At 69.6% G+C, this 21,990-nt stretch carries 21 protein-coding genes; 5 read left to right on the top strand and 16 right to left on the bottom strand.

Annotated elements, in window-relative coordinates; translation table 11 throughout:
• Nucleotide 1: 1 nt before the first annotated feature.
• The gene (locus D892_RS42590) at nt 2-718 is read right to left on the bottom strand and encodes a GAF and ANTAR domain-containing protein (protein ID WP_036567613.1); all 717 of its coding nucleotides are present in this window, start codon (nt 716-718) and stop codon (nt 2-4) included.
• A 321-nt stretch (nt 719-1,039) separates the two neighbouring features.
• On the opposite strand from D892_RS42590, the gene D892_RS0131820 reads away from it, so the two are divergent.
• The 3 genes from D892_RS0131820 (at nt 1,040) to D892_RS44125 (ending at nt 3,328) form a co-directional block, all read left to right on the top strand.
• On the top strand, nt 1,040-1,741 hold the full coding sequence (locus tag D892_RS0131820; RefSeq protein ID WP_024805126.1) for a GAF and ANTAR domain-containing protein: 702 nt from the start codon (nt 1,040-1,042) through the stop codon (nt 1,739-1,741).
• A gap of 221 nt (nt 1,742-1,962) precedes the next feature.
• Nucleotides 1,963-2,538 carry a sigma-70 family RNA polymerase sigma factor gene (locus tag D892_RS0131815; protein WP_024805125.1) on the top strand — a complete coding sequence of 192 codons (576 nt, stop codon included), beginning with the start codon at nt 1,963-1,965 and terminating at the stop codon, nt 2,536-2,538.
• Between the two features lie 322 nt (nt 2,539-2,860).
• A complete protein-coding gene (locus tag D892_RS44125; RefSeq protein WP_051499226.1) occupies nt 2,861-3,328 on the top strand; it encodes a hypothetical protein in 468 nt (155 codons plus the stop codon).
• 160 nt (nt 3,329-3,488) lie between these two features.
• On the opposite strand, the gene D892_RS0131800 is transcribed toward D892_RS44125, so the two are convergent.
• From D892_RS0131800 to D892_RS0131785, 4 genes are all read right to left on the bottom strand, one after another.
• A complete protein-coding gene (locus D892_RS0131800; protein WP_024805123.1) occupies nt 3,489-4,472 on the bottom strand; it encodes an aldo/keto reductase in 984 nt (327 codons plus the stop codon).
• Between the two features lie 172 nt (nt 4,473-4,644).
• Complete coding sequence (locus D892_RS47185) at nt 4,645-4,803, bottom strand: hypothetical protein (protein ID WP_156959765.1); 159 nt, start codon at nt 4,801-4,803, stop codon at nt 4,645-4,647.
• Nucleotides 4,804-4,995: 192 nt separating this feature from the next.
• Nucleotides 4,996-5,442 (bottom strand): MarR family winged helix-turn-helix transcriptional regulator, encoded by a 447-nt coding sequence (locus D892_RS0131790; RefSeq protein ID WP_024805122.1) that lies wholly within the window; start codon nt 5,440-5,442, stop codon nt 4,996-4,998.
• Nucleotides 5,439-7,178 (bottom strand): MFS transporter, encoded by a 1,740-nt coding sequence (locus D892_RS0131785; RefSeq protein WP_156960024.1) that lies wholly within the window; start codon nt 7,176-7,178, stop codon nt 5,439-5,441. The genes D892_RS0131790 and D892_RS0131785 overlap by 4 nt, the downstream gene beginning before the upstream one ends.
• Nucleotides 7,179-7,425: 247 nt before the next feature.
• Between D892_RS0131785 and D892_RS0131780 the strand changes: the two genes are divergently transcribed.
• Entirely contained in the window at nt 7,426-8,343 is a 918-nt protein-coding gene (locus D892_RS0131780; protein ID WP_024805120.1) for an LLM class F420-dependent oxidoreductase, read from the top strand.
• A 22-nt stretch (nt 8,344-8,365) separates the two neighbouring features.
• Here D892_RS0131780 and D892_RS0131775 read toward each other — a convergent pair whose 3' ends face one another.
• From D892_RS0131775 to D892_RS0131765, 3 genes are all read right to left on the bottom strand, one after another.
• Nucleotides 8,366-9,988 carry an ABC transporter substrate-binding protein gene (locus D892_RS0131775; protein ID WP_024805119.1) on the bottom strand — a complete coding sequence of 541 codons (1,623 nt, stop codon included), beginning with the start codon at nt 9,986-9,988 and terminating at the stop codon, nt 8,366-8,368.
• A gap of 31 nt (nt 9,989-10,019) precedes the next feature.
• A complete protein-coding gene (locus D892_RS0131770) occupies nt 10,020-12,056 on the bottom strand; it encodes a hypothetical protein (RefSeq protein WP_024805118.1) in 2,037 nt (678 codons plus the stop codon).
• Between the two features lie 335 nt (nt 12,057-12,391).
• Complete coding sequence (locus D892_RS0131765; RefSeq protein ID WP_156959764.1) at nt 12,392-13,066, bottom strand: TetR/AcrR family transcriptional regulator; 675 nt, start codon at nt 13,064-13,066, stop codon at nt 12,392-12,394.
• Nucleotides 13,067-13,138: 72 nt separating this feature from the next.
• Here D892_RS0131765 and D892_RS0131760 point away from each other — a divergent pair, with 72 nt between their 5' ends.
• Nucleotides 13,139-14,689 (top strand): succinic semialdehyde dehydrogenase, encoded by a 1,551-nt coding sequence (locus D892_RS0131760; RefSeq protein WP_024805116.1) that lies wholly within the window; start codon nt 13,139-13,141, stop codon nt 14,687-14,689.
• An 81-nt stretch (nt 14,690-14,770) separates the two neighbouring features.
• On the opposite strand, the gene D892_RS0131755 is transcribed toward D892_RS0131760, so the two are convergent.
• The 8 genes from D892_RS0131755 to D892_RS0131720 form a co-directional block, all read right to left on the bottom strand.
• Nucleotides 14,771-15,046, bottom strand: coding sequence for a hypothetical protein (locus D892_RS0131755; RefSeq protein WP_156959763.1), 276 nt, complete (start codon nt 15,044-15,046; stop codon nt 14,771-14,773).
• Nucleotides 15,047-15,145: 99 nt separating this feature from the next.
• Nucleotides 15,146-16,768 carry a fatty-acid--CoA ligase FadD8 gene (gene fadD8, locus D892_RS0131750; RefSeq protein ID WP_024805114.1) on the bottom strand — a complete coding sequence of 541 codons (1,623 nt, stop codon included), beginning with the start codon at nt 16,766-16,768 and terminating at the stop codon, nt 15,146-15,148.
• Entirely contained in the window at nt 16,765-17,985 is a 1,221-nt protein-coding gene (locus D892_RS0131745; protein ID WP_024805113.1) for a beta-ketoacyl synthase N-terminal-like domain-containing protein, read from the bottom strand. Before D892_RS0131745 ends, fadD8 begins: the two co-directional genes overlap by 4 nt.
• Nucleotides 17,986-18,029: 44 nt before the next feature.
• Nucleotides 18,030-18,830, bottom strand: a complete 801-nt coding sequence (locus D892_RS0131740; protein WP_255360260.1) for an enoyl-CoA hydratase-related protein — start codon at nt 18,828-18,830, stop codon at nt 18,030-18,032.
• Nucleotides 18,827-19,987, bottom strand: coding sequence for a thiolase domain-containing protein (locus tag D892_RS0131735; protein WP_024805111.1), 1,161 nt, complete (start codon nt 19,985-19,987; stop codon nt 18,827-18,829). The genes D892_RS0131740 and D892_RS0131735 overlap by 4 nt, the downstream gene beginning before the upstream one ends.
• Nucleotides 19,980-21,059 carry a lipid-transfer protein gene (locus D892_RS0131730; RefSeq protein WP_024805110.1) on the bottom strand — a complete coding sequence of 360 codons (1,080 nt, stop codon included), beginning with the start codon at nt 21,057-21,059 and terminating at the stop codon, nt 19,980-19,982. The genes D892_RS0131735 and D892_RS0131730 overlap by 8 nt, the downstream gene beginning before the upstream one ends.
• Nucleotides 21,052-21,528 carry a Zn-ribbon domain-containing OB-fold protein gene (locus D892_RS0131725; RefSeq protein ID WP_024805109.1) on the bottom strand — a complete coding sequence of 159 codons (477 nt, stop codon included), beginning with the start codon at nt 21,526-21,528 and terminating at the stop codon, nt 21,052-21,054. The genes D892_RS0131730 and D892_RS0131725 overlap by 8 nt, the downstream gene beginning before the upstream one ends.
• Nucleotides 21,525-21,980, bottom strand: coding sequence for a Zn-ribbon domain-containing OB-fold protein (locus tag D892_RS0131720; RefSeq protein ID WP_024805108.1), 456 nt, complete (start codon nt 21,978-21,980; stop codon nt 21,525-21,527). Before D892_RS0131720 ends, D892_RS0131725 begins: the two co-directional genes overlap by 4 nt.
• Between the last annotated feature and the right edge of the window lie 10 nt (nt 21,981-21,990).

The following is a 21,990-nucleotide window of genomic DNA, read 5'->3' as shown; positions in this document are numbered from 1 at the left end:
ATCAGGCGAGGATGGCGTCGGTGTCGGCGCTGCCGTCGACGACGGCGGCGGCCAGCTCCGCCAGTTGCCGGCCGGTCTCGCGGGCGTGCCCGCGCAGCCGGACGAACGCCTCGGCCATCTCGATCCGGCCGCGTTCGGCCAGTACGCCCTTGGCCTGCTCGACGACGATGCGGGCCTGCAGCGCCGCGGGGAGCCCCGGCGGCAGCGCCCGCGGCGACACGGCGTGCTGGACGATGCCGATGCCGGCCATATCGGCGAGCGTCTGGCCGGCGCGGCAGCGGGCGCCGTCGAGTGTGGCGGGGGCGAGCAGGGTGAGCGCGCCGATGCCGAACGCGCGGCGCAGGGGCAGGGCGACGGCCGACCGGTGGCCCAGATCCAGTGCGCGCTCGCAGAATTCGGGAAATCGGTGCTTGGTGTCGCGTAGGTCGGGTACGGCGGTGGGCAGCCCGGTGCGCGCGGTATGGCGGGCCGGACCGTCGAGCGCCGCCACCTGCAACAGGTCCAGCAGCGCGGGTTCCTCCGTGGTGGAGGCCAGCAGGTGCAGATCGCCGCGGTGGTCGGCGAGGAACAGGCCCGCACCGGTGGCGCCGGTGACGCCCGGACAGGCGTCGACGAGTTGCTGGGCCATCTCGATCACGTCGAAATCATCGGCCAGCATGCCGACGGCGGCGACGAGAGCGGCCAGCAGCGACCGTTCGTCGTCGAGTGCCGACTCCATGGCTCCTCCCCGGACTGACACAGCAGCGACCTCTCCCCGCACCGGCCGACCACACCTGGATGGGGGAGTCGAGCAAGACGAGACTCGACGCCCGCCGCGGCGGGTGGCGCAATGGAGTCTCGGCAACCATGGTGTCATCCCGGCAGGTCCGATGTCGACTGCCGTCGTCGCCGAGCCCTGAGCGAAATTCGGGCGAATTCTTCACGGAATGCGGGTAATTCGCTTGCCGCGGTGCCCGTACCATCGATGCGTCCGGCTGAGGTGTTTCCGATCGAGCCTGGGCGGGCGCCTCGGCGCCCGTGCCGCGGGGGTGATATAGGGATGTCCGACGGCGAACCGATGATGTCGGCGCTGGCACGTCTGGTGCTGCGGTTGCCCGATGCGCCGGACCGCTCCGGCGCGGTGCGGCAACTGATAGCAACCGCGATCGATGTGCTGGCGCTGTGCGGCGCCGCCGTGACCCTGATCGACGAGGACGGCGGTTCGGTGGCCGGCGCCGTCCCCGACGAGCTGGCTCATGTCGAGGCGGCACAGCAGGACTGCGCCCGCGGCCCGGGCGTGGACGCGTTGCGCCGCGGCGAGCCGGTCGCGGTGGCCGACATGCACCGGCACGGCGGGCAGTGGCCCGAATACGCGAGTGCCGCGGTGCGGCACGGGGTTCCGGCCGTGGTGGCGATTCCGGTGCAGCTCGATTCGGCCCGGCTGGGCGTGCTGAGTCTGTACGACTCCGTGCCGCGCGACTGGACGGCCGAGGAGCTGTCGGTCGGCACGCTGCTCGCCGGTCTGGCCGCCGGCCATCTGCTGACCGCCGACCGGTTGCGCCGCCAGCAGCGCCTGACCGACCAGTTGCAGCACGCGCTCACCTCGCGCATTGTGGTCGAGCAGGCCAAGGGTGTGATCGCGGGTGCGCGCCGGGTCACCCCGGACGCCGCGTACGACCTGATCCGCACCCATGCGCGGCGCCGCCGGGTCGGCGTGCACGAGGTGGCACGGGCCATCGTGGAACTCGGGCTGCGCCTGTGATCGTGCCCGGGCCGGTCATGGATTGCGCGAGTTTTCAGATGCACGATCACAGGTGGCCGGTAGACTGACGTTCAAGATCTCGAATCCCTTGCCCCCGGACGGGATCTCGTACCGGCATGCGTCCCTGAACTCGACAGCCGGCTCCGACTCCTTCTCATCGTGTGGGGGCAATCGTGGCCGTTGTCGTACATGTTCCGACTGCCGGGCGCTCGTGTGCCGTCGTGCCCACGGGGCCGACCCGGGCGGATTCCGATCTCGATGCCGACCTGGTGTGCCGCGTGGGCCGCGGCGACCGGGACGCGTTCGGTCAGCTGTACAGCCGGACCAGGCCGATGGTGTTCCGGCGGGTGCTCGCGGTGGTCCGCGATCCCGGTTATGCGGAGGAGACGTCGCAGGACGTCTATCTTCAGGTGTGGCGCAGCGCCGCCGGATTCGACCGCCGCCGCGGTTCGGCGGCGACGTGGCTGCGCACGCTGGCGCACCGGCAGGCGGTCGATCGGGTGCGCCGCGAGCGCGCCAGTTCCGACCACAACCATGTCTGGGGCGTCACCGATTATCGCCCGGCGGTCGACTCGGTGGTCGAGGAGATGTTGCGCAAGCACGAATTACATTGTGTACGTGCCGGTCTCACCGCGTTGACACCGCGGCAGCGGGAGTCGCTGGTGCTGGCGTACTACCTCGGGTTCAGCTATCCGCAGGTGGCCGAGCACCTCGGCGTACAGGTCTCGACGGTGAAATCGCGTGTCCGGGCCGGCTTGGCCCGCTTGGAGACGACGCTGGCGGAGGTGGGTTCCTGAGGATTTTCATCAGGTCGTAACATCGAAAACCGCTCCCGGCCGGAAGTATCGGGTGCACAATTTCGTCGAGCGGATTCCACGATTTCCCAGCTCGCGGTCGCCGGTACCGCCGATCGGGTGGGGTCCGGGACGCGCTACGGCCCTCGGACCTCACCGCCCGGGATCACTACTCGGGATCGTCGCCTGGGATCACCGCCCGGCCCGTTCGTCAGTCTCGGCGGCATTCTCCTCGGCACCCCCTGCGGGTGGTGGTCGCCGGTCGTATTAGTGTGCGTGGCGCAGTAGGTGGGCCGGACGGGCCCGTGGAGACAGAGGAAAACGTATGCGCCGCACCGCGATATCCGTATTCACGCTTGCCGTCGCGCTGGCCTGCGCGTCCTGCGGGTCGTCCGGGAACGGCGACGACTCGTCGGCGGCCGGCCCGAGTTCGGCTACCGCACCGAGTGGTTCGGCGCAGAGTGGTTCGGCGCAGAGTGGTTCGGCGCAGAGTGGTTCGGCGCAGAGCAGTCCGGCCCCGGGCGGTTCGGGACAGCCCGGGGGCCAGGCGTGCAACGAGCAGACCTGGCCGCAGGCGCTGCCCGACTTCCGTAGCAAGGCGCTCGCCGACACCGTGGTGGGTCCGGGGCTGTGCTTCGCCATCGCCTCGGTCACCTCGGCCGACGGCCGGGACGTGATGAACGACCCGGCCAGCCACACCACCCCGTGGACCATCGCCGACCAGACGCCCGCACCGGGCACCTCGGTGACCGCGGATACGCCGGTCACGCTGAAGGTGGACGCGGCGCAGTAGGGCCTGCCCGAGCAGTGGTGTGGCCGTAGCCGATTCACGGCGGCCGGACGTGGCTGCACGGCCGAAGCGTTGCGTGCTCGGGCCCGTGACTGTGGACGGCCACGACCTGGTGGTGAATCCCGGCCGGTGCGGGCACGGGCGCACCCGCACCGGCTCGGTGTTACTTCCCCGCCGCGCGGGCCAGCGCCTCCGGGTAGCGCGCCCCGGCGATGGCCTCCGGCGGTGCCGCCGCCTCGATGCGCGCCAGATCCTCTGCGGTCAACTCGATATCGACCGCCCCGACGTTCTGCTCGAGGTAGGTGCGGCGCTTGGTGCCCGGGATCGGCACCACGTCGGCGCCCCGGCTCTGCACCCACGCCAGCGCCAATTGGCCCGCGGTGACGCCCTTTTCGTCCGCCATCGCGCGCAGCGCGTCGACGATCGTGAGATTGCGATCGAAGTTGCCGTCGGAGAAGCGGGGCAGCCGGCGGCGAATATCGTCGGCGGGCAGTTCCGCGGTGGAGGTGATGGCGCCTGTCAGGAAGCCGCGGCCGAGCGGCGAGAACGGCACGATGCCGATGCCGAGCTCCCGGCAGGTGGGCACCACCTCGGCCTCGAGATCGCGGGTCCACAGCGACCATTCGCTCTGCAGCGCCGTCACCGGATGTACGGCGTGGGCACGGCGGATCGTGGTCGGCGCGGCCTCCGAGATGCCGAGGTAGCGCACCTTTCCCGCGGTGACCAGGTCGGAGAGCGCACCCCAGGTCTCCTCGATCGGCACGTCGGGGTCGACGCGGTGCTGGTAGTACAGGTCGATGTGCTCGACGCCGAGCCGCGACAGCGATTCGTCGCAGGACTGCCGGACGTAGGCGGCATCGCCCCGCGCGCTCATCGAGCCGTCGGCACCCCACTGGATGCCGAACTTGGTCGCCAGCACCACGCGGTCGCGGCGATCGGCGACGGCGCGGCCGACGAGTTGTTCGTTCACCCCGGCGCCGTAGACGTTCGCGGTATCGAGCAGCGTGACGCCCAAGTCCAGCGCGCGGTGGATGGTGGCGATCGACTCGTCGTCGCTGTCGCGCACGCCGTAGGCATGGCTCATCCCCATGCAGCCGAGCCCTTGCGCGCCGACCGTGAGTTCGCCGAGTTTCCTGGTCGCGATCATGCGGGGAGTCCTCCTTGGTGACACCGGATCGAGGCGAGCGCGTGCTCGCCGGAACCGACGCTACGACCTGGAGTGAACTCCCAGTCAAGTTCCGCCCGTCCGGGCGGTGATCACGACCCCGTCGTTCCGGCGCAGGCCGGAAGTGTTGCCGGCCTCCGCAGGAACGACGGATTCAGGATGCGCGCGGCGTCGAACGGCCTTCGGTGGATGCCTGCATCACCTGTTGCCACCAGGACGAGAGCGGGCTCGGCTCGGGCCAGACGACGGCATCATCGGTCGCGTCGCCGTCCTCGCGCGGGGCGGTGGGGGTGCTGTTGGTGCGGACTGTCATCACGGTTCTCCTCCGGAAACAGTGCCGAGCTCCGAAAGCCGCACTGCAAGAGGGTTTCCAGGAGCTCGAACCTCCGGCCCACGACATTGTGAGCAACCCAGAAATTTGTCAGCAGAAGTGATCTTTTTCTATCAGATTTTGCAATCGCGCGCAGTCACAACGGCATCCGCGGTTGTCCGAAAGTGAGCAGCATTACTCGTCGAGCAGGTCGACCAGGTTGTTCAGCGCGGTGATGAGCACGCCGCGCTGGTCGGGCTCCAGATCGTGCAGCGCGGCCGCGAAGCGGTGGATGCGGGCCGAGGTGAGGCCGTTGACCAGCGCCTGCGCCGGTTCGGTCGCCGACAGCAGCTGGGCCCGCCCGTCGACCGGATCGGCGGTGCGCTCGATATAGCCGACCTTCTCCAGGGCGGATACGATCCGCGACATCGTCGGCGCGGTGACCCGTTCCGTCGCGGCGAGATCGCCCAGCCGCATCGGGCCGCTGCGCACCAGCGTTCCGAGTGCGGCCGCGGACCCGGGGCTGAGCGATCCCAGGTCGCCGGAGCGGCGCAGCAGCCGGGTGATCCGTCCGAGCGCCAGATACAAGTCGGCCGCCTCGGCGAGTTCTTCGGCGCTGCGCGTGCGCTCCTGCTGGATCATCCCGTCTTCGCTCCTACCCCGGCCCTCGTGTCGGCACTGCCCGTGTCGTCGTTGCCCGTGTCGGCATTGTCCGTTTCGGTACTACTTGTATCAAGTATGCCCGCACGCTCGGCCTCGGCCAGCTCTTCCTGTTCGTCGACGACGTATTTGCCGCCCGCGAACCAGGATGCGACGGCTCCGACGAGCATCATGAGTGCCGCGCCGAGGAACACCACGACGAGGCCGGAATGGAACGGTCCGGAGATCAGATGGGGGAAGAACTCCTGTCCGGTGAGCACGTCGGTGTGTACGCCCGGGTTGTCGAGGGCACCGGTCGGGCCGAGCAGTTCCTGGAACGGGTTGTAGCCGAGGAAGGTCGCGAACAGGCTGCCCACCGGTGGCATATCGGCCACCTGGCCGGCGATGTCCGCGGGCACGCCCTGGCCGCGCAGCCCGGAGTCCATGGCGTCCGGGAGCGTGGTGGACAGGCCGACGATCATCAGCGAGAAGAACACGCCGATCGACAGCGCCTGGCCGCCGTTCATCAGGGTCGCGCGCATACCGGAGGCGACGCCGCGCTGCGAGGCCGGCACCGCGGACATCACCTCGGCGGTGTTGGGGGAGGCGAACATCCCCGAGCCGAGACCGTTGAACAGAATGATCAGCGCGAACACCCAGTAGTTGAAGTCGACCGGGATCACCACCAGCAGCACGAACGTGACCGTGACGATCGCCAGCCCGCCGGCAGCGAACGGCCGGGCCCCGTAGCGGTCCGACAGCCAGCCCGAAACCGGTCCCGCCGCAAGGAATCCGATGGTCAGCGGCAGCATGTAGATGCCCGCCCACAGCGGCGTGGACTCGTAGTCGAAGCCGCGCAGCGGCAGCCAGATGCCCTGCAGCCAGATGATGAGCATGAATTGCAGCCCGCCGCGGCCGACCGAGGACATCAGGCTGGCGAGGTTGCCGAGCGCGAAGGTGCGGTTGCGCAGCAGCGTGATATCGAACATCGGCTGCCGGGCCTTGGTCTCGATGTAGCAGAACGCGGCCAGCAGCAGCACGCCGACCAGGACGGCGCCGAGTACCCAGGGGTTGGTCCACCCGGTCTTCGAGTCGCCGTGCGGCTGGATGCCGTAGGTGATGCCGGTCAGCAGGGCGGTCAGGCCCAGCGCGAAGGTCAGCGTTCCGGGCAGGTCGATCGAGCCGGGCGTGCGGACACCGGAATCGTGCAGTGAGCGGTAGGACCAGATGGTGCCGAAGATGCCGAACGGCACGCTCACCCAGAACACGGCCTTCCAGTCCCATTCGGCGAGCAGGCCGCCGATGAGCAGGCCGAGGAACGAACCGGCCACGGCCGCAACCTGATTGATGCCCAGCGCGATGCCGCGCTGCTTGGCGGGGAAGGCGTCGGTGAGGATCGCCGAGGAGTTGGCCATCAGCATGGCGCCGCCGACGCCCTGGACGATGCGCCACACGATCAGCCACATCGCGCCGCCGCCGAGGTCGAACGGGTCGAACGACAGCGCGATCGCGCAGATCGTGAAGACGACGAAGCCGAGGTTGTAGATGCGCACCCTGCCGAACATGTCGCCGAGCCGCCCGAACATCACGACCAGCACCGCGGAGGTGAGCAGGAATCCCATGATCAGCCACAGCAGGTAGCTGACGTTGCCGGCCGCGAGCGGATTGAGATGGATGCCGCGGAAGATCGCCGGCAGCGAGATGATCACGATCGATGAGTTGATGGTGACCATCAGCATGCCGAGCGTGGTGTTGGACAGGGCTACCCACTTGTAGCGCGGGTGGTCGCGATCCACACGGAGCCGGCGGCGAACGGTCTGGACGTCACCGGCGTCGACGCCGCCGGTGGGTTGAGCGGAAGCCAAGAGTGTCCTTCCCCGAAGACTGCAAGCGGATAGAACCTCCGGCCAGGATAGTTGCGATTGCTAACTAAATGAACAGGGCGGCGGATGGAATGTGTCACACCCGGTGTGGTTCGTTGTAGGCATGCGCTTTGCGATCTCCATCCCGCAGTTCTTCGCCGACGGCGAATTCGATCCGCCCGCCTTCCGCGCCCATCTGCGGCGCGTGGAGGAGCTGGGCTACGACAGTGCCTGGACGCAGGAGCAGGTGCTCACCATGCACGCCCAGCCTCAGCTGGGCGCCATCGAGACGATGACCTACGCCGCCGCCTGCACCGAACACCTGCGGCTGGGCTGTTCGGTGTTCGTGACCACCCTGCACAATCCGGTGCATCTGGCGAAGGCGCTGAGCAGCCTCGACCAATTGAGCCGCGGGCGGCTGGAGATCGGCGTCGGCCACGGCGGGCAGGGCCGGATGTTCTCGGCCTTCGGTGTCGATCCCGAGGGTCTGGTGTCGCGCTTCACCGAGAATCTGCATCTGATGCGGGAGCTGTGGACCCGGCCGAGCGTGACCTTCGACGGACGATTCTGGCAGCTGGAGAACGCGAAGATGGAGCCGAAACCGTTCCAGAAGCCCGCCCCGCCGGTGTGGTTCGGCGGCCACCACCGGAACGCGTTGCGGCGCGCGGTCCGCCTGGGCGACGGATTCTTCGGCGCCGGATCGAGCACCACCGAGAGGTTCGCCGAGGAAGTCCGGACGCTGCGCGCGCTGCTCGCCGAATCCGATCGCGACCCGGACGAGTTCCGCCTGGCCAAGCGCATCTATATCGCCGTGGACGACGACGCCGACCGCGCGCGCACCCGAATCGCTCAGAAACTGGAAAAGCTCTACGGCACACCGAATATCGCCGCCGTGGCGGTGGCGGGCACCCCGGACGACTGCGTCCGCGGCGTGCGCGAGGTCATCGACGCCGGCGCCGAGCTGGTGTTGTTCACCCCGATGTCCGCCGAATCGGAGCAGGCCGAACGCCTTGCGGCGGAGGTCATTCCGCGGCTGCGGTGAGTCGCCGTCGGCGGCACGGCGGTCAGGACGGGCAGTCGGGCGGATAGGGCCCTCCGGGCACCGCGGTCACGGTGGTCGCGCCGGACTGCTTGTTCGTCGACGTATCCGCGAGCGGGCACAGTCGGACGACCTCGGGACGCCCGGTCCGGTTGCCGCTGTTGTCGAAGACGATCGGCCCGCCGACTCCCGGCACCGCCTGCTGCGGTGTCGAGAAACCGCTGATGGCCGTATTGATCTGGCTGCGCTGGACGGCATCGCGCTGCGGGAGGGTGCGCAGCGCGGTCGAGATCGTCGTCATGGCGTCGTAGGCGTTGATCGCCCAGGCGTCCAGGGTGTGCGTGCTGTCGAAACCGGATCGGGCGAAGGCGTCGGCGAACGCCGTGAACCGCGGATTGTCGGGGTTCTCCTGCTCGTTGCCGGAGACGAGACCGATCAGCAGCCGCACCTTGCCCTGCCGGAACAGGGGCGACTGCAGCGCGCGCAGACGCAGATCCTCGAGGACCGGATCCTGTTCCGGTGTCCGCAATCGGTTGCCGTCCGATGTACTGACGATGGTGAACGACGGCGCGGTGCACTGGCCGTTCGCGTAACCCTGGTCGAGGCTGAACAACAGCCGCGGCAGATCGTAACTGCGAGCGAGGTAGGCGACCGTGGTGTCCTTCTGGCCTCCGCACAGCGGCCTGGCCGTCTGCGTCACCGTGCTGGCCTCGCTGGCCTCGAATTTGACCTCGGGCAGCAGCCCGCCGTACTGGCGTTGCAGCAGCGGGAGCGCGGTGCACGTGTAGGGATCGGAACTACCGGTGGGCACGACCACCGAATCCGGTTTGTTCTTCACCACCTCACCGATCCGCGCGATCTGCGTTCCGACTCGATACGCCACGCGGTAGAAGTAGTCCCTGGCGATGCCGTTGCGGTAGGTGTCCGCGTCGCAGCCGCTGAAGTCGGGGTTGTCCTCCTTCGATCCCGATCTGTCGAAGCCCTCCGCGGTCACCACATCGCCGATCATCGGTATCTTCGCCTTTTCCAGCGTGGCAACGACATCGGCCGTGGCCGGCCAGCTGAGGCCCACTCCGGCGACGGCCACCACCTCGCGGTGCCGGACGAGTGCCTCGGCGACGGCGACCGGATCACCGTCGCCGTTGTAATCGCCGAGCTGGCCGACCAGGAGCCGGATCGGATGGACGCAGCCCGGTCCGTTGGCGACGCGCTGGCCGGCCGCCATGCCCTCGAGTTCTCGTACCGCGCGGCCACCCGTGCGGGGGTCGGTCATCGACAACAACACCCCCACCGTGGCCGCCGCACCCGGGCATCCCCGGCCCGCGTCGGCGTTCTGGTCGCGGATCACCGTCATGACCTGACGGAATTCGTCGAGATCGAACGCATACGGCCCCTCGCTCAGGCCGACGCACCGGTCACCCGCCTGCCACGCCGAGGTGCTGAGGTGGAAGAGGCCGTCGTTGCAGGTGAGCCGGCGCTGTATCGGTTCGCGCCCGGTGACGATACCGGTGGCGGCGACCAGGACGACGAGCACGACGGTCAACCGGAGATAGTCGGTCCAGCGGCGGGGCAGGGGACGGTCGCGGCGCGGAATGAGCCACAGCCGGAAGCGATCGGCCGGGCGGCCCCGTCGGATGCGCTCGATCATGGGTGCCGTTCTCTTTCTGCCGGAGGAATGATCACAACAGCCGAGCCGCGTGGATTCGGTACTCGTTGGCGCGCAACAGGAGTACCGCCCGGTCCGTGGCGTGGTTGCTCAGGTGCTGATAGCTGTTCTCGGCGCGCAGGCACAGCGCGCCGCGGACGGCCGCGTCGGTGATGCGCGGGTCGAGATGGAATGCGGGAACCGCGTCGAGCAGATCGGTGAGGTGTGCCCGCATCGAATCCGGAAAGTGCGCCGGCTCGGTGCCGTCGTGCCCGGTGGTGGTGCCGTTCTCGGGCTTCCGGGGCGGATCGAGCTGTTTCGGGCCCGGAGTCCCGGCGATCGCGTCGAACAGCGTCAGCCAGTCCTTCGAGGGGATTCGGGGCAGTAGCGCCGCGAGGGCCGACACCACGCCGGCCTCGTCGCCGAGCAACCGCTGATGGTGGAGCCGGGCACCCAGCAGATCCAGTCGGGAGTCGCCATCGGTTCGGTCGGCGTGCAGTCCGTCGATCAGGTCGTCGTCGCCCGTGGCCGCGTGCAGGCACTCGAATACCGTTGTCCAGCCGGGATATTTGCCGCCCCGCCGGCGCAAGGCCCGCAGGCCCAGGTATCGGGCCAGGGGGTGCATGCGCCGATCGCCCTGTTCGTCCTCGATCCAGAGGGTCGGGGAGGTGAACAGCGGTGAGCCGGGACGGCAATCCTGCGGAAGAATATCCGCCGCACCGATCAGTGCTTGTGCGTCGTCGAGATTGCGGCATGCCGACAGCGTGATCAGTGCCTTGGTCGTCGACTCGCTCGGCCGCCGGCGGTCACTGAGGCCTCGGACGAAGACATTCAGCACATGGTCCTCGAGGGTATTCGAGGGTTCCGGTGCCGGGCCCGACAGCAATTTCTCGATATCGTCACGCAGGGAAGGGTTTTCCTGTATTCGCTCCACCATCGCCGCGACCGCCGCGGCGTGCCCGTGCGTCAGCCGCTGGAGGGTGTCGGCGATCTTCTCCGCCTGGTACAGGTCGATGTGTTCGACCATGGCGTGGATATCGGACCGGCGGAGTGGTTCGAGCCGAACCCGCAGCCACGGCTCGGTGACGTCGAAAATCCGGTCGGGACGGCGTGATTCGAGCCAGAGGCCGGGTGGGGGGACGAGTTCGGCGAGGGAGTCGGCAAGGATTCCGGAACTGGTGGTCACCACAGTCAGCGGATCCTCTCTCGTGCCGCCCGGGAAAACGGGTGCCCGGCGGGCCCGCAGCAGGGAGGCGGTGAAGGCGGCGGCCTCCGGTGCGTCGCCGTCGTCGACCAGTATCAGCACATTCGGCAGCAATGCGCCTGCGCGCTCGGCACTTTCGGCGAGATCGGCCCGGAGCGCCTTCATGAGTACGTCGTCGACCGTGTGCCGGGCCGCCGCATCGTCGCTGCGGGATTCGTTGCTCAGGTCGACCAGCGAAACGTAGGGGTCGGTGGGCCGGCCGACGCCGGGGTTGCCGAACCAGTCCTGGGCCTCCTGCCAGCGTCGGCCGAATACGCGCAGCCGCCACAGCTGCTCGGTTGTCCGGTCCGCTATCTGCGTGAAAAAGGACTCCGGTACGACCGTCCCCAACCCGCCGGGTAGTTGGAGGACAACGTATTTCAAGGACGTCGCGATCAAGGTGTTGCTGAAGGCTCGGAGACTGCCTCGGTCGCGCCGGTAGCTGTCGAGCCTGTCGCGCAGGTCGGCCGCCGCGGTCTTGTCCTCCGTCTCCCGGTAGTCCTGGCTGATCGCGATCTGCGCGATCAACGATCGATGGCATTTGATCGGATACCCGGGGATGCCGCGTTCGAGTCCGAGCATCACGGCGGCCAGCATGGGCCGGATCGGGCTGCTGCCGACGGTCTCCGTGCGGGGACGGACCCGCAGCACATGAGCGTGATCGTTCCAGGTGGCGAGCGTCTCGAGGAGGAGCGCGGTGCGGCCGGAGCCGCCGCACCCTTCGAGCACGAGCACCGGCCGGGGCCGCGGCACCGAGCGCTGGGCCGGAGTATCCGTCAGCAGGTCGATCAGTTCCAGAACGTTGGTGCGGCCAACGAATCTCGCCATCGTCTCCCTCCCAGAGACCGACGTATCGGAGCACCGAACGTCGCAACACCGGATCGAGTCGTACCGGCCGTTTGTTACCGCCCGCCGATCGGTGCACCGATGTCGGCGTATCGAACCCCCGGAAAGTCTTGGCGATCAGGCCTTTCCGAAGTCTATGACACGCCCGGCGGGAGGGGTGCGCGGTCGACGAAGAATGGACTGATCGGTTGCCCGCGGGCCGGAGCACGCCGCGCTCCGAGCGGGGGTAGTGGTCCATCGGACGGGGCTCGGCGCTGCCGCACGTGTCCACGTCGGCAAGCAGGTCTGCCGGTGTGCCCGCCCTGCGCCGGATCGGGTCAGCGCCCCGGCGGGCCGGCGAGGATCGCGGTGACGACGTCGATGAGTTCGGTCAGGACCTCGTCGGGGGTCAGGCGGATGCCGGAGATGGCCAGGAGGTTCTGGGTCTGGTGGACGTCGCCGAGGACCTGGAAGGTCAGGGTCATGGCCTGGGCGAGGCGGAAGCGGATGGTCGGCGGGGGGAGGTCGGGGTTGAGGTGTTCGAGTAGGGCGTTGAAGCGGACGGCCTGGTCGGTGAAGCCGTCGGCGACGGTGGACAGGGCCGGGTGGCCGCTGCCGAGGAGGCCGGCGATGAAGGTCACCCAGGACGCGCCGTCGCCGGTGGTCATCTCCCAGACGGGGACGACGAACGCCGCGGCGAGCGCGCCCGGGGAGATGTCGCCGGAACGCTCCATCTCGTCGAGCAGGGCGGTGCGGCGGGTGGCCACGGACTCGCTGCGTTGCCGGATCAGCGCCTCGATCAGCGCGTCCTTGGAACCGAAGTGGTAGTGCACGGAGGCGACGTTGGTGCCGGCGGCGGCCATCACCGCCCGCAGCGACACCGCGTCGACGCCGCGCTCGGCGAACAGACGCTCGGCGGCCAGCACCAGGCGCCGGTCCGTGGGCATGGCCAGTTCGTCGGCGGTCACCCGGAGTTCGGTCTCGCCGTCCGCTGTGTTGGTCACCTGCCGCATTGTAATCGCCGGTGAGCCGGTATAACCCGCGATCTCTATCAAGTGATCTAATCAACTGATAGAGTCGCGGCCGTGAGCACGCTGACCGCCCCCGCGTACGACTATGCAGGACTGACCCGGCTGGTCACCGGCGACTCGGCCGACACGGTCCCGGTGCTCGAGGTCTTCACCGGCGATCCGGTGGCGCGGTTGCCGCAGTCGTCGGAATCCGATGTCGACACCGCCTTCGCCGAAGCCCGTGCCGCACAGGCCGAATGGGCCCGGTGGCCGGTCCGGCGGCGGTTGGCGGTCTTCGAGCGGTTCCATCGCCTGGTGCTGGAGAACCACCGGATCATCTCGGATCTGATCCAGGTCGAGACGGGGAAATCGCGCCGGATGGCGTTCGAGGAACTCTGCGATATCCCGATGGCCACCAGCCACTATCTGAAGCATGCGGCGCGGTTGTTGCGCCCGGTGCGGCATCCGGGCGCGATTCCGTTCGCCAGCACGTCGGTCGAGGTGCGCAAGCCGCGCGGCGTGGTGGGTGTGATCGCGCCCTGGAACTTCCCGTTCGCGATCGGGTTCTGCGATGCGATTCCGGCGCTGCTGGCCGGGAACGGGATCGTGCTCAAGCCCGACAACCGGACGCCGCTGAGTCCCGCCTTCGGCCTGAAGTTGTTGCGCGAGGCCGGAATTCCGGAGGGTCTGGTGCAGATCGTGTGCGGTGACGGGCCGGTGGTCGGCCCGGCGGTCGTCGATCGCGCCGACTTCGTGATGTTCACCGGCTCCGAGGCGACCGGCCGCCGGGTGGCCGCGCAGGCCGCGGGGCGCCTGATCGAATCGTGCATGGAGCTCGGCGGCAAGAATCCGATGATCGTGCTGCCCGACGCGAACCTGGACGAGGCCGTCGACAGCGCGATTCCCGGCGTGTTCAACAACACCGGGCAGCTGTGCCTGCACATAGAGCGGATCTACGTCCACGAGTCGGTGTATGCGGCCTTCCGGGACAGGTTCGTCGCGCGGGTCGCGGCGATGCGGGTCGGCGCGGGCTACGACTTCGACGCCGAGATGGGCGGATTGGTGTCGGTGGAGCACCGCGACCGGGTGGCCGCGCAGGTCGAGCAGGCGAAGGCACTCGGCGCGACGGTGCTCACCGGCGGCCGTGCCCGGCCCGATCTGGGCCCGACGTTCTACGAGCCCACCGTGCTCGAAAACGTCACGGCGGGAGCCGATCTGTTCGGCGAGGAGACCTTCGGCCCGGTCGCGGCCCTGTATCCGTTCGCGACCGCCGACGAGGCCGTCCGACTGGCCAACGACACGCGCTACGGCCTCAGCGCCAGCGTCTGGGGCCGCGACCTGCGCGCGGCCCGTGCGGTCGGCGCCCGCCTCGAGACCGGCCACGTGAACGTGAACGACAGCGCCGCACTGGCCTACGCCGGCAAGAGCGCCCCCTCGGGCGGCTTCAAGGCGTCGGGCCTCGGCGTCCGCAACGGCGACCAGGGCCTGCTGAAGTTCACCGAATCCACCAACGTCGCCACCCTGAAACGCCAGGTGCTCAACCCGCCACCCGATCAGCCGTACACGAAATACGTCGACCAGACGGTCCGAATGCTCCAGACCCTGAGGCGATTCCGGCTGCGCTGACCTGGATTCCGGCTGCGTGAACAGCAAGATGCCCGGGCCCCTCGACAGCGGCCCGGGCATCCTTTCGTCGTACTGCCTGCCTCAGTTGGCCTGGCAGACCCACATCCACTCGGTGCCGTAGTGTTCGGCGGCGCTGCCGTCGAGGTGGACCCACGCGTAGTGGCCCGGGGCGCCGCCGCCGGCGGTGCAGGGGTCGCCGACGTGCTGGCCGTCGGGCGGGGCGGGCGGGCCGTCCTGAGGGGCGCCCGGCGCGCCGGGGACCGACGGGCCGGCGCTGCCGGTGTCGACGGCGGAGGCGCTCGCTCCTGCCAGTCCGGTGAATGCCAGGGCCATCAGCGCGATCACGCCTGCTCTCATCAAATTCTCTCCCATCGAATGTCCGGCGGCCTGACGACAGCCACTACGCAGCGTAGGTGCCTGTCCTCGCTCGTGCCGAACTCCGCCACTCGTACCTGGTCAGCTGCTCAGTCGTTCCGTCGCGAGGGCCCGGACCGCCTTCTTATCGATCTTGCCGAGGCCGGTGAGGGGGAGTTCGTCGACCGCGAGGACGTGCTTGGGGGATTGCACGGAACCCTTGCGGCGCTTGACATCCGCCTGGATCTCGGGGATGACCTCGTCCAGGGTGGCGCCGGGCTCGAGGACGACGACGGCGGTGACGGCCTCGCCCCAGCGCGGGTCGGGGACGCCGACCACGGCGACGCCGCGGACCTTCGGGTGGTCGCCGACCACGTCCTCGACCTCGCGGGGGAAGACGTTGAAGCCGCCGGTGACGACCATGTCCTTGCTGCGGCCGACGATGTGCCAGAAGCCGTCCTCGTCCTCGCGGGCGAGGTCGCCGGTGCGCAGCCAGCCGTCGCGGAAGGTCTCCGCGGTGACCTCGGGCAGGTTCAGGTAGCCACCGGCGAGCAGCGGACCGGAGACGCAGACCTCGCCGACCTCGCCCGGCTCGACGCGCTTGCCGTCGGTGCCGATGAGGGCGGTGCGCAGCGCGGTCGACGGGCGCCCGCACGAGGTGAGCCGGGCCTGATCGTGCTCGTCCTTGCCGAGATAGCTGATCGCCATCGGCGCCTCGGACTGGCCGTAGTACTGCGCGAAGATCGGGCCGAAGCGGTCGATCGCTTGGGTCAGGCGGCCCGGTTCGATGGCCGAGGCGCCGTAGTACACGGTCTGCAACGAGGAGAGATCGCGGCTGTCGATGTCGGGGTGGTCGAGCAGTGCGTAGAGCATCGACGGCACCAGCATGGTCGCGGTGATGCGGTGTTCCTCGATGGCGCGCAACACCTCTCCGGCGTCGAACCGCGGCAGCACCACGCATTCGCCGCCGAGCAGCACGACCGGCAGGAAGAACGCGGCGCCCGCATGCGACAGCGGCGTGCACACCAGGAACTTCGGCCGCTTCGGCCATTCCCACTCCGACAGCTGGATCTGCGTCATGGTCGCCATGCCGCCCGCGGTGCCGACGACGCCCTTGGGCTTGCCGGTGGTGCCGCCGGTGTAGCTGACCGAGACGACGAAATCCGGTGGCACGTCGACGGCCTCGATCGGCTGCGGAGCGAATCCGTCCGCGGCGGCGATCAGGTCGACGCCGACATCGGCCAGTTCCTCGGGCACCGAGCCGAGCACCAGGACGCGGGTCAGCTCCGGCACGCGGTCCACCAGTTCCCGTGCCCGCTGCACGAAATTCGGCAGCGGATCGATGATCAGATTGGTGATCCCGGCGTCGGTGAGCACGTGCGCGTGGTCGTCGAGCCCGCCCATCGGGTGCAGCGCGGTGCGCCGATGGCCGCGAATCTGCCCGGCGCCCAGGATGAACAGCACCTCCGGGCGGTTGAGGGCGAGCAGCGCGCTGGGCGTACCGGTGTCGATGCCGTGGGCGGCGAACGCGGCGGCGTAGCGGCTGATCGCGTCGACGACATCGGCGCCGGTGAGCACCGTGTCGCCGAGCGTCATGACGGGATCGCGGCGGTGCCGCCGCAATCCGGCCAGCAGGCTGTGGCCGTTGTGCACGGGCAACCGCAGGCGGGTGTCGGGATCGACAGCGTCCGTGGATGTTTCGAGTGATGTGGACGTTTCGGTCACTGGTCGCCAGCTCCTCGGATATCGGTGGTCTCGGGTGCGGCATAGACCGTGACGGCACATGCGCCGCCGAGACCGAGATTGTGTGCCAGGGCCACCCGCGCGCGGGGCACCTGCCGGTCGCCGGCCAGACCCCGCAGCTGCCAGGACAGTTCGGTCGCCTGGGCGAGACCGGTGGCGCCGAGTGGGTGGCCCTTGGAGATCAGCCCGCCGGACGGATTGACCACCCAGCTGCCCCCGTACGTGGTGGCGCCGGATTCGGCGAACGGCCCGGACTCGCCCTCGCCGCACAGCCCGAGCGCCTCGTAGGTGATCAGCTCGTTGATCGAGAAGCAGTCGTGCAGCTCAATGACGTCGACGTCGGTGATGTCGAGCCCGGCGGTGTCGAGGGCGCGCCGCGCGGCGACACGGGTCATCGGCGCGCCGACGACGTCGACCATCGATCCGGTCGAGAACGCCGAGGCGTCGTCGGTGACGATTTCCTGCGCCAGGATCTCCACCGCCTGGTGTTCGAGCCCGTGCTCCCGGACGAACTCCTCGCTCGCCAGCACGGCCGCGCCCGCGCCGTCGGACATCGGCGAGCACTGCGAGCGGGTGAGCGGGCCGTGCACGGGGCGGTCGCCGAGCACCTCGTCCAGGGTGTAGGGATTCTGGAACTGCGCCAACGGATTCCGCGTCGAATGCTCGTGGTTCTTGACGGCCACCCGGGCCAGCTGTTCGGGGGTGGTGCCGTAGCGCTTCATGTGCTCGAGGGCGGCGTTGCCGAAGAACTGGGTCGTCATCGGCGCGGTGCCGTACTCGTACTGTTCGGCCATCACGCGCAGGTGGGCATCGATGGTGGTGACGGCCGGCCTGGTCGCCGGGCCCGCCATCGCCTCCTTGGTCATCTGCTCGAATCCGGCGGCCAGGGCGACCTCCGCGAGGCCCGCGCCGACCCATTCGCGAGCGAGCATCAGGGCGGTGGATCCGGTCGCGCAGTTGTTGTTGACGTTCACCACCGGGATGCCGGTGAGGCCGACGTCGTAGAGCGCGCGCTGTCCGGCGGTCGACGGCTGAAAGACGTATCCCACCGCGGCGCGCTGTATTCGGTCGTAGCCGATCCCCGCGTCGTCGAGCGCGCCGCGCACGGCCTCGCCGACCATCGCGGGAAAGGTCCAGTCGCGCGAGCCGATCTTGACGAACGGCGTCATCGCCACCCCGACCACGAAAACGCGTCGCATCCTGCCTCCATCGTGCTGTCCGGGATTGTGCTGTCCGGGTCGGCTCATCGTCCGGTGAACCTCGGTTCTCGCTTCTCCATGAATGCCTTCCGGCCCTCCTTGGCATCCTCGGAGGTGATCACCTCGCCGACGAACCGGCCCTCGATCGCGCGGGCGTCCTCGTCGGGCAGCCAGCCGCTGGCCAGCAGCGCGGCCTTGGCGTGCTGGACCGCCAGCGGCGAGTTCCGGGCGACCCGTCCGGCGATCTCGCGCGCCCGGCCGAGCGCGGTGCCGGTGGGGACGACGTGACCGACGAGGCCGAATTCGTAGGCCTCGCGCGCGGTGAGCGGGTCGCCGGTCAGGATCATCTCGACGGCCTTGGTGTAGGGGATCTGCCGCTTCAGGCGCACTGTCGACCCGGCGCCGGGGATGAGCCCGCGCCGCACCTCCGGTAGCCCGAACGTCGCCTGTTCCTCGGCGACGCGAATATCGGTCTGCTGCAACATTTCCAGGCCGCCGCCGAGGCATGCGCCGTTGACCGCCGCGATCAGCGGTTTGCGCAGCGACCGGGTGAGCAGCAGGCCGCGCCCGATCTCCGAGGGGTCGAGCTTCGCTCGTTTCCCGCCGTCGGACATCCAGCCGTCGCCGAGATCGCCGCCGACGCAGTAATTGTCGCTGGCACCCGTGAGGACGGCGGCGCGGATGGCGTCGTCGCCGTCGATTTCGTCCCAGGCGCGCGAGAGCAGCCCGATCATCTCCAGGCTCAGGGCATTGCGCCGGTGCGGGCGGTTCATCGTCACCACCGCGACGGCTCCGTCACGCTCGACCAGCAGCGGCGGCTGCTCGGACTCGCCTGTGCCGCTCACGATTCGGGTCTTTCGCTGCCCACGACCCAGAGGGCGTGGAACTGGGAAGCACCGCCCATCGCGTGCCCGACCGCACGCCGCGCGCCGTCGATCTGATGCTCACCGGCCTGGCCGCGCACCTGCAGGGCGGCCTCCAGGAAGCGGACCAGCCCGGTGGCGCCGGTGGGGTTGCCCGACAGCACGCCGCCGGACGGATTGATCGGGAGCGAGCCGTCGAACCGGGTGGTCCCGTCGTCGACCAGCCGCCACCCCTCGTGCAGCGGCGCCAGCCCGACGTTCTCCATCCACATCGGCTCGTACCAGCTGTAGGGGATGTACAGCTCGGCGACGTCGATCTCCGCGGCCGGATCGGTGATCCCGGCCTGCCGGTAGGCGTCCGCGGCGCATTCGGCGCCGGCGCGGGGATTGACCTCGTCGCGGCCCGCGAAGTGGCCGGTCTCGGTGCGCCACGACATGCCGTGGATCCAGGCCGGGGGACGGGCGGGGGAGCCGACGTCCTCGGCGCCGGTCAGCACGATCGCGGCGGCCCCGTCGGAGGACGGGCACGATTCCAGGAAGCGGATCGGATCCCACAGCATCTTCGACTCGCGGACCTTGTCGACCGTGATGTCGGGCATGTGGATGTGCGCGTAGGGGTTGCGCAGCGCGTTGAGCCGATGGTTGACCGCCACCTGCCAGCCGATGTGCTCGGGCGCGCCGGACCGGCGGATGTATTCGCGGATGATGGGCGCGAAGTGCCCGCCCGCGCCCGCGCCCAGCTGCGCGCTGAACGGAAGCGGCCGCGACAGCGCCCAGGTGAAGTTCCCCTCGGACTCCTTGGAGTACGCCGCCACCAGCACCCGCCGCGCCAGCCCCGCCTGGATGAGGTGGGCGCCGTAGACGGCCGCGTGCCCGCCGACGCTGCCGCCGGTGAACACGCGGGTCACCGGCAGGCCGCGCGCGCCGAGCGCGTCGGCGAGGTAGAGCTCCGGATTCATGACGCCGTCGAACAGGTCGGGGGTCTTGGACAGCACGACCGCGTCGACGTCGCCGAGTTCGAGGTCGGCGTCGGCCATCGCGGCCGCGACCGCCTCGCGCACCAGGGCGCCGATGGTGGTCTCGCGGCGCTTGGCCTGTTTGCCCTGGCCGATTCCGACGACGGCGATGGGCTCAGCCACGAGCGTCCCCTTCCATCAGGCAGACCAGATTCTGTTGCAGCGCTTGACCGTTGGTGGCGTGAGCCAGCGCACGGTCGGCCCGTCCCGCGCGGATCGCGGCCGCCGCCTCGCTGATCCGCAGCAGTCCCGTGGCCGTGGTGGGCCGGCCGGCCAGCGGTCCGCCCGACGGGTTGACCGCCGTCGTGGGCGCCAACCCGAACTCGCGGGTCAGCAGCGGTTCCTGCGCCGAGTATTCGATGTGCAGCTCCGCCAGGTCGACATCGCCGCCGCCGAAACCGGCGATGGCCGCGGCCTCGGTGGCGGCCCGGCTCGCCGACGGCGCGTGGGTCAGATCGCGCGCACCCGGATAGTGGCCGTCCATGCGGTGGTCGATGCCGCGCACCCACGCCGGGCGCTCGGACAGCGACCTCGCCGCGTCACCGGCGGCGAGGACGACGACGGCCGCGGCGTCGCCCACGGGTGCCACGTCGTGGCGGCGCAGCGGCGAGGCCACGTACGGCGCCTCGAGCAGGGTGTCGACGTCGTACTCGCCGCGGACCTGCGCGTGCGGATTGGCGGTCGCGTCGGCCAGGCTGCGCGCGACGATCTGCGCCATCTCGCGCTCGGTGGTCACCCCGGACTGCACCAGCGCACACGCCTGCAGCCCGCCGATGGCGTCCTGGTGCGGCCGCAGCGGGGTCAGGTAGTACGGATCCAGCTGGGCGGGAACGACCTGGTCGAGATCCTGCGGAAGAGATCCGCGGCCGATTCCGTAGACGAGTGCGATCTCGCCGTGGCCCAGTTGCAGCCACGCCCACGCCTCGTAGAACGCCCAGGCGGCGTCCATCTCCACGTGCGATTCCGAGATCGGCGGCCAGGCACCGACGGCATCGAGTGAATCGATGTAGGCGAACGTGCGGCCCTCGTGGAAGTCGTGGCTGCCGGATACCACGAAATCCACACGGTCACGGTCCAATTCGATGCCGGCCAGGGTTTCGCGGATGACCGGCAGCAGGATGCCGGCCATATCGTCACGGCGGTTGGCGGCCAGGCACGGCGACTGGGCGCCGGCGACTACGGCGACCTCACGCATGCCGCACCTCCTCGACGGGTCGGTAGTGGCGGATGCTCGTCCACGACGGTTCCAGCTCGCCGTCGGCCCACACCGGCTCCACCTCCATGCCGATGTGCACGTCGGCGATGTCGACCTCGCGGATCAGGTGCATGAGCCGGGTGTCGGCGCCGTGCGGGTGGATGTGCGCGACCACGTATGGCGGGTCGATGGTCTGCCCCGGGAACGGGAAGCTGACGACGCAGAACGTCGACACCGTGCCGCGGCCGTCGAGCTCGGTAGTCTTGTCGAGTTCGACCAGGCAGCGCGCGCAGAACTCGGGCGCGGGCAGATAGACCTGGTCGCACGACGGGCAGGTGCGGGCCAGCAGCCGGCGCTCGGCCAGGCCGCGCAGGAAGCCGGTGCGGCCGGCGCCCGCGACGAACGTGAAGTCCATGTGCAGCGGGGTCGGCATCAGCCGGACCGGTTCGGGCAGTGCGGGATTCGTCATGCGGTCGCCTCCGGTTCGAAGCAGGCGAGATCGCGCATCTCGCCGCGGCGCTCGGCCGCCCACCGCGCCCGCACGCGCAGGCCGTGGCGCGGTACGGCCGGGTCGCCGCCGGTGTCCAGGGCGTGGAACAGGGCGCCCTCGGTGCCGTCGATGTGGATCAGCGCCCAGGCGAAGTCGTGGTCGACCGGATCACCCGGCCGGTGCGGAACCCAGGTCCACGATTCGACGACGCCGACCGGTTCCAGATCGACCAGCTCGGTCAGTTCCTGTCCGGTGACCGGATCGAATTCGGCGGGGGGACATACGACGGTGCCGCGCGCGGTCCGCGCGCCGAGCAACCGGGCTTCGCGCAGGCCGCCGAGAAACGTACCGACGACCACCCCGACCGTGCGCTCGAACGGGAACTCTATCTCGTACGGGGCGCACAGGCTCTCGTCTGCGCCTGCTGGCATCGGGCAACTC

It is taken from the genome of Nocardia sp. BMG51109, assembly GCF_000526215.1.
Classification (GTDB): domain Bacteria; phylum Actinomycetota; class Actinomycetes; order Mycobacteriales; family Mycobacteriaceae; genus Nocardia.
The sequence above is the reverse complement of the archived record's forward strand: the minus strand, read 5'-3'. Positions and strand labels throughout refer to the sequence as shown.